Below are 6,000 nucleotides of genomic sequence, written 5' to 3'. Positions count from 1 at the left end.
CACCGTTGACGCCGACAAAACCCACCGCCACCACGCGATCATCGAAAATTTGAACGCCGACATGAAAGCGTCGGCGATGGCGCACTTCCCGTCCGGCGTGTTCACCGCCAACGCGGCCTGGCTGGTGCTGGCCTGCATCGCGTTCAACCTCACCCGCGCCGCCGGCACCCTCGCCAGTCCCGCCCTCGGAAAAGCCGTCACCGCGACCGTTCGCCGCAAACTCATCAACGTCGCCGCCAGAGTATCCACGTCGGCACGACGCGTCACGTTGCACCTACCCAAAAGCTGGCCTTGGGAAGAAGGCTGGACGGCGCTGTTCACCAGCGTTTGCAGCCCGCCCGGCCGCGCCGCCACCTAACCATCCAGCCCGACCGGGCGCAACCAGGAACCCCAGTGGAACACCCAGGCATCGAGGCCCCAAGCTTGACCGCGCCCAAAACCCCGAAAGAGGATCGCGCCCAAATCAAGAATTCTTCAGAGGCCGACCGGTGGATTCAGGCTTACCCATGGGCGGTGGCGGTCGACGCACTCGAGCTGGGTTAGCCATCGTGGGTGACGCTCGCCCCGCCCCAGGCGAGCGGGAGGACCGGAAGGATACTCAATCCTCGTTGATCACTTCGCGGGTCACTTGCGCGTGGCGCTCCCAGCGGGTCGCACGAAGACCGTGTTGAAAAAGCCCTTGCTCGTGTAGGAGGTGGATCCGTATCGGAAGACGCGTGCGGCGATTTGGAGCACGACTGGGCTGAGTAGGAAGAGTTCGATGATGACGATGGCGGCTTCCCAGCCGGAGCGGGAGCCGAACGCGTTGCGCAGCATCGCGGTGATCGGCGCCGAGTACGGGAAATACGTGAAGATCTGAACGACGGGACTGTGTGGGTCTGACAGGGCCAATGACAGGGAGTAGAGCTGGACGATCTTGAGCACGATCAGAGGAAAGGATGCCGGGACAAGCTGGCAACGGGACTCGTCTTCGCCGACCGATTCGGAAACCACCTCATGGGCACCCGGGTAAGCCTCGGCACGCGGATCAAAGCGGTGCAACGAATGCTCGGTCATGCCGCCTCGGCGGTGACCCTCGACACGTACGCAGACCTCTTCGATGACGACCTTGACGCCGTTGCAGACCGTTTATGTTGCCACGCACCGGCGGCGCGTTTCAAGATTTCGAATCGTCTTGTTCTAGAAGAGGCCCCGCAGCCGCGTTTGCGTCTGCGGGGCCTCCACTAACAGGCGGTCCGGTTTCGGCGGCGGATCAAGACGGTGCCGACCCCAAGCAGCATCAGTGCGAGAAGTTCAAGCGGTCCTGCGTCCACACCAGTGGCTGCAAGGTCACCAGCCTCGGCCTCGATGGTTGAGACGTAGATCGCTGTTCCCTCGGCACCGACGGTGATGTAGACGACGCTGCTACGCGCAACCCCATCGACACCAACTGCGTCAAGCGTGAGCGTGTGCTGACCTGGGGTCACGCCTGCAGGCATAACCAAATGGCGCCGTGATCACACCTTCGGCCGGCGCCAGCAGCGATCCGAAGAGCTCGGCGTAAAGGCCATTGCGCAGAATCGTCCAACGCAGTGCGCTGCCCTGAATACGTCGATCTGTCCACCGATGTGCCAGGGCAAAGCCCAGGTGATCCCCGTCCGTGGCAACGCTGGTGCAGATCAGGTGCTGCACGCCGTCGCGTTCCGCGGCCGCCACATCGTTCTTATGCCGAAATCAGGGGCAAGCCCCCTCGGTGGTTCTGAACAATCGTTCGCGAGACAGGACGCACGCCACAGCTGGAGAAATGGCCAGCCTCATCCCGGTTTTTACTCGTCGAACCCGATAGTGGATTCGGCGGTGCCAAGATGTCCTCAAGGGCACTAGCCCCCACGAACGAAGGAGCCGTTCCATGTCCAAAAGGGTCTACTCACCCGACGAGCAGATCGATCGGCTGCGGATCTATAACGTTGTTGCCGGAAGTCTGCACCTGCTCCAAGCCGCCGGATTTGCGGTGATTCTCACCATGCTGAGCTCACAGGTTCTGTTCGCCGTGACGGCGGACTACCTGGCTGGCCCTCCCGGAGTTCCGATTCCACCGGAACGGGTCACGCTCTTCGAAGTGAACATCGGTGTCGGCGTCGTCGCGTTCTTGGCCCTCAGTGCCTTCTTCCACTTCCTCATCTCAAGTCCCTGGTTCTTTGCGCGCTACAAGAATGGGTTGCAGAACAACCACAACTACTTTCGATGGGTCGAGTACTCCCTCAGCTCGTCGATCATGATCTGGCTGATCCTGGCAATCAACGGGGCCACCGACATCGGTGCGTTGTTCGCCGTTTTCGCCGTCAACGCGGCCATGATCCTGTTCGGTGCACTGCAGGAGAAATACGAACAGCCCGGCTCGGGCGGGCTGCTGCCCTTCATCTTCGGGTCGATGGTCGGCATCGTGCCGTGGATCCTGATTCTGATCTACTTCCTGCGTCCAGGCAGCGTCAGTGACGTCGCGGCCCCCGGCTTCGTCGTCGTCATCGTGATTTCGCTGTTCCTGTTTTTCAATACGTTCGCTGTTAACCAGTGGCTGCAGTACAAGCAGGTCGGCAAATGGAAAAGTTACCTCCAAGGCGAACGCACTTACATCACCTTGAGCCTGGTGGCGAAGACCGCGCTGGCCTGGCAAGTCTTCTCGGGCGCCATCATCCCGGCGATCGCTAGCTAGGGGCCATGCCTACCGAGGGATCCACGTCACTCATCGGAGCGATCCTTTGCGCTACCGACAGGCACTCGTCCACTGCGGCGGAAGACCGGCTCGACCGCAGCAAGTTCCTCGTCGGTGGCGCTCCGGAACACCCCTACCGCCTCGGTATGCACTTCGCGTCGACCTTGACCGCGGGTAACGCGGAGGCTGGCCACGATGGACACCGTGATGATGGTCACGACCACTGCCAGGCTCATCGTGGTCGGGATGTATAAGACATCCAGGAGCAGCATCTTGATGCCCACCCAGATCAGCACGAACGCGAGTCCGATCTTGAGGTAAATGAACCGATGGATCAGGTCCGCGAGCAAAAAGTACATAGCCCGAAGCCCGAGGATGGCAAACGCGTTCGCGGTGAAGACCAGGAACGGTTCGCTCGTGACGGCGAAGATGATGTCCGTGATTTCCACCAGCACCAGCACCAGCACCAGCACGGCCAGCAGCGGGGTCGCCACCAGCATTCCTGCCTTGCGGATCAGGAACTTCTGCCCGTGGTACGCGTCGGTCATCGGCACGAACCGACGAAACACCTTGAGGATGCGGGATCTCTCGGGGTGGACGTGGTCGTTACGGGAGTGGAGCATCCGCCACCCGGTGTAGATCAGGAACGCGGCGAATACGTACAGGATCCAGGAGAAGTTCTCGATCAGGGCGCCCAGGACACCGAGAGTCACCCACACGATCGACCAGACGGCGGCTTCCCGCACACCGCTCACGTGAGCTTTGCGGTCGGCGACCAGGTCGACGGCGAGCATCAGCAGGATCACACCCAGAACAGCGAACCACGCCCACAGGGGGACAGTCATGACAAAGACCTCCACGAAATTTTCGTGAAGGTCTCATCTACCTTGCGGCCCTGCGCAACGGAACCCGCGGCGGGAACGTATTGACGATGCGAAGCGAGGGTTACTCCTCTTCTGTAGTCATTCAACAGAGAGTGTGCTTCACGTCAACCGAGCAAGCCGAGGAATGTTTGAGCGAAGCAAGGAAGATGCTGGTTTGAGGCGCTACCCGCGGGTGTCGCGGACGATGAACGCGGAGGCATGAACGCCAACTCATCGTCGAACGCCTCAATGCCGGCATCGTCGTAGCACGCTCTACGACATCACCGAGGGGTAGACACATCCATCTGCGATCTCGCAGGTGAGAGACGATGCCGGGACGAAGCATCGGGCATGCAGATTCGCCGCGCCGATTACGTGAGCCGCGAGAACGTGAGCCGAGCGGTGCCAACAAATGGCCATCGCTTGGATGCTACCCGAAGAAGGATCGCGGTCCGATGGCTGGCCGTCAATCACCATGATGTCGGTGAATTGTGGGCAAATAGCACGCCTTAGCGTGCGAACATAACAGTCGCGACCTCTCATTTTCCCAGAGGCGGCTCAGCGAGCGATGGCCGCGACTACCTGGGCTGCACGGATGGGCGTGCGTTCGACGAACCGCGCGACGATGTCGGTCTGCAAATGCGACGGCAACGACGACGCAGCAGCGGCGATCAGTTGCGGTAGGGAATCCGCGACCGCGCTCGCCCAGTCAGTAACCAGTACACGGCTGAGGCCGGCTTCACGGGCGACGGCGCCCCACTCGAACCAGGATTGCTGACCAGCGGGATAGTCCGCAGCAATGCGCATCGAGAGGTTCGTGTTGCGGAAGGCCGAGTCGGTCCGGGGGCGTCCGTCATCTGCTCGCCCGGCATACGGAATGAAGCTGCTCACGTCGTACAACGGAGTGAGGTCGACACCGTCAGGGCCGATGAAGACGGAATAGTTCTTGGAGTGGGCGTCGGTATTCAAAACCATCCAGGAAAACACGAGGGCTTGGACGAATGTCAGCTTCGAGGCGGCTTTGCGTTCGTCCGGCACGTGCGCATCAAGGAGACGCAGCACGTCCCTGTACGTGGGGCCGCCGCGGTTCTCGTACTTCTGTAGTCGGGTGACACCCGTAGCCTGGGCGAGATCCTCCTGATGAACGCGGAAGATAGTCGGGACTGCGCCCGGGCTAGCACCAGCATCGATAGCCAGCCGGTCGAAGCGTTCGACGACGAGGGAGTGCTCGCCGTCGAACATGCCGAGTTCCACAGTGGCAGTGTTGATCTCGGCCATCCGGGCGACTGTCATGGTGATGAACTCGATAAGCTCGCCCTCTTTCTGGCCACGTACCCGGGGCTTGAAAATGTGGGTGGTCGGGTGGCTGCCAGTCGGCTCGTACCAGCCCCGCCCGGCGTTGCCGAGCGAGAACTTTCCCTGGGCGCCGCCGAGCGAGAAATAGCCGGTATCCCGGTCCGGATCTTGCCAGCTGGTGTCGTCCTCTCGGATCGCGCGGATTCGCGCAGCGATCTCGGCATCGCTGATCGGTTCACTGGTGCTAGTGCTGCTCTGGTTTGGATCACTGCCCGGGTCGGCGAATTGGATGGCTCCGGCCACGTCGGTGCCATATGCGCGGAGCAGCTCGAACGGCTCAGCTGTGGCCAGCCCCGCCCGGACAGCCCACCGCTCACGAACGTCGGCATTGTCGGGGAGCAGGTTGTCGAGGAACGACGTGAGCGTCGCTCCCGTGAGCGGCGCAGCTCCAACCGGCAGCGACAGACTGACCGGCATCGTGTTTGGGTCGTCCAGCCACGCTGCGTTGTAGGTGAGGCGGTACTGCAAGGGGGCGAGCATCTCGAGCGCGGCTACGTGGGCGCCGTAAAGATACACGTCGAGGCTAGGCATTGTCGGGGTCTAGCTTCGTGTTGGTGTGCGTATTTGGAATCGTGTTCGCGGCGGCACGACGCTGCGTAAGTTTCAGGCTTGCCTCGAGGATGCGTCGACGCCCTGCTGCCAACCCTTCGGGATCGACGCTGGCTGTGCGAGCAAATCCGCCCGTGGAGTCTTCGCGCATCTGAAGAATCGCGCCGACCGTATCCGAGGCGATCAGCGACTGCCGCCAGATGCCTCCACCGACAACCTTCGGCGCGCTGTCGAGCCGCGGCGGCCGGATCTCGAGGTTTAGTTCTAAGACGTCGAGGACCGCGAGCAGGCGGGCGGTGCCGGTGTCGTTCTTGCCCTTCTCCAGGCGCGATATCCACTGCCTGGTGGTGCCGGTCTGCTCGGCAACGTCAGTCTGCGAAAGACTGAGTTCGGCTCGGCGCAGGCGGATGAGCTCGCCAAGCTCGACCAGGTCATTGATGAGCATATCGACCTCAATGGAATAAAGGCGTTCCATCCCTTATGAATGGAATGCAGTTGTTCCATAATACCAATAAACTCAGCAATGGAACAGCAAAGTTC

At 61.5% G+C, this 6,000-nt stretch carries 7 protein-coding genes and 1 pseudogene; 3 read left to right on the top strand and 5 right to left on the bottom strand.

The window, feature by feature from the left end:
• On the top strand, positions 1 to 358 hold a 358-nt coding region (locus E3T43_RS00575; protein WP_174844296.1), incomplete at its 5' end, for a transposase.
• Positions 359 to 624: 266 nt separating this feature from the next.
• Here E3T43_RS00575 and E3T43_RS00570 read toward each other — a convergent pair.
• Positions 625 to 1,056, bottom strand: a complete 432-nt coding sequence (locus tag E3T43_RS00570; protein ID WP_166791195.1) for an ABC transporter permease — start codon at positions 1,054 to 1,056, stop codon at positions 625 to 627.
• Between E3T43_RS00570 and E3T43_RS19115 the strand changes: the two are divergent.
• Positions 1,018 to 1,227, top strand: a pseudogene (locus E3T43_RS19115) (hypothetical protein); the annotation flags it as partial. The gene E3T43_RS00570 and the pseudogene E3T43_RS19115 sit on opposite strands and share 39 nt — an antisense overlap.
• Here E3T43_RS19115 and E3T43_RS18580 read toward each other — a convergent pair.
• The gene (locus E3T43_RS18580; protein WP_166791194.1) at positions 1,224 to 1,466 is read right to left on the bottom strand and encodes a hypothetical protein; all 243 of its coding nucleotides are present in this window, start codon (positions 1,464 to 1,466) and stop codon (positions 1,224 to 1,226) included. The pseudogene E3T43_RS19115 and the gene E3T43_RS18580 sit on opposite strands and share 4 nt — an antisense overlap.
• Positions 1,467 to 1,888: 422 nt before the next feature.
• On the opposite strand from E3T43_RS18580, the gene heR reads away from it, so the two are divergent.
• Positions 1,889 to 2,692: a heliorhodopsin HeR gene (heR, locus tag E3T43_RS00555; protein ID WP_134470906.1), complete on the top strand. Its 804-nt coding sequence runs from the start codon at positions 1,889 to 1,891 to the stop codon at positions 2,690 to 2,692.
• Between the two features lie 26 nt (positions 2,693 to 2,718).
• On the opposite strand, the gene E3T43_RS00550 is transcribed toward heR, so the two are convergent.
• The 3 genes from E3T43_RS00550 to E3T43_RS00540 all read right to left on the bottom strand — a co-directional run bounded on the left by E3T43_RS00550 (position 2,719) and on the right by E3T43_RS00540 (position 5,935).
• Positions 2,719 to 3,537: a tellurium resistance protein TerC gene (locus E3T43_RS00550; RefSeq protein ID WP_134470905.1), complete on the bottom strand. Its 819-nt coding sequence runs from the start codon at positions 3,535 to 3,537 to the stop codon at positions 2,719 to 2,721.
• A gap of 576 nt (positions 3,538 to 4,113) precedes the next feature.
• Complete coding sequence (locus tag E3T43_RS00545) at positions 4,114 to 5,442, bottom strand: HipA domain-containing protein (protein ID WP_134470904.1); 1,329 nt, start codon at positions 5,440 to 5,442, stop codon at positions 4,114 to 4,116.
• Positions 5,435 to 5,935 (bottom strand): helix-turn-helix domain-containing protein, encoded by a 501-nt coding sequence (locus E3T43_RS00540; protein ID WP_134470903.1) that lies wholly within the window; start codon positions 5,933 to 5,935, stop codon positions 5,435 to 5,437. Before E3T43_RS00540 ends, E3T43_RS00545 begins: the two co-directional genes overlap by 8 nt.
• Positions 5,936 to 6,000 lie beyond the last annotated feature (65 nt).

Origin of the sequence: Cryobacterium sp. Hh7, assembly GCF_004403155.1 — a bacterium.
Taxonomy (GTDB): Bacteria; Actinomycetota; Actinomycetes; order Actinomycetales; family Microbacteriaceae; genus Cryobacterium; species Cryobacterium levicorallinum.
Note: the sequence above shows the minus strand (reverse complement) of the source record. Positions and strands in the feature narration are given on the sequence as shown.

What these genes read in the sequence shown, in the direction of transcription:
- E3T43_RS00570 (WP_166791195.1), bottom strand. Translation starts at nt 1,056, where the DNA reads ATGACCGAGCATTCGTTGCACCGCTTTGATCCGCGTGCCGAGGCTTAC.
- heR (WP_134470906.1), top strand. Translation starts at nt 1,889, where the DNA reads ATGTCCAAAAGGGTCTACTCACCCGACGAGCAGATCGATCGGCTGCGG.
- E3T43_RS00550 (WP_134470905.1), bottom strand. Translation starts at nt 3,537, where the DNA reads ATGACTGTCCCCCTGTGGGCGTGGTTCGCTGTTCTGGGTGTGATCCTG.
- E3T43_RS00545 (WP_134470904.1), bottom strand. Translation starts at nt 5,442, where the DNA reads ATGCCTAGCCTCGACGTGTATCTTTACGGCGCCCACGTAGCCGCGCTC.
- E3T43_RS00540 (WP_134470903.1), bottom strand. Translation starts at nt 5,935, where the DNA reads ATGGAACGCCTTTATTCCATTGAGGTCGATATGCTCATCAATGACCTG.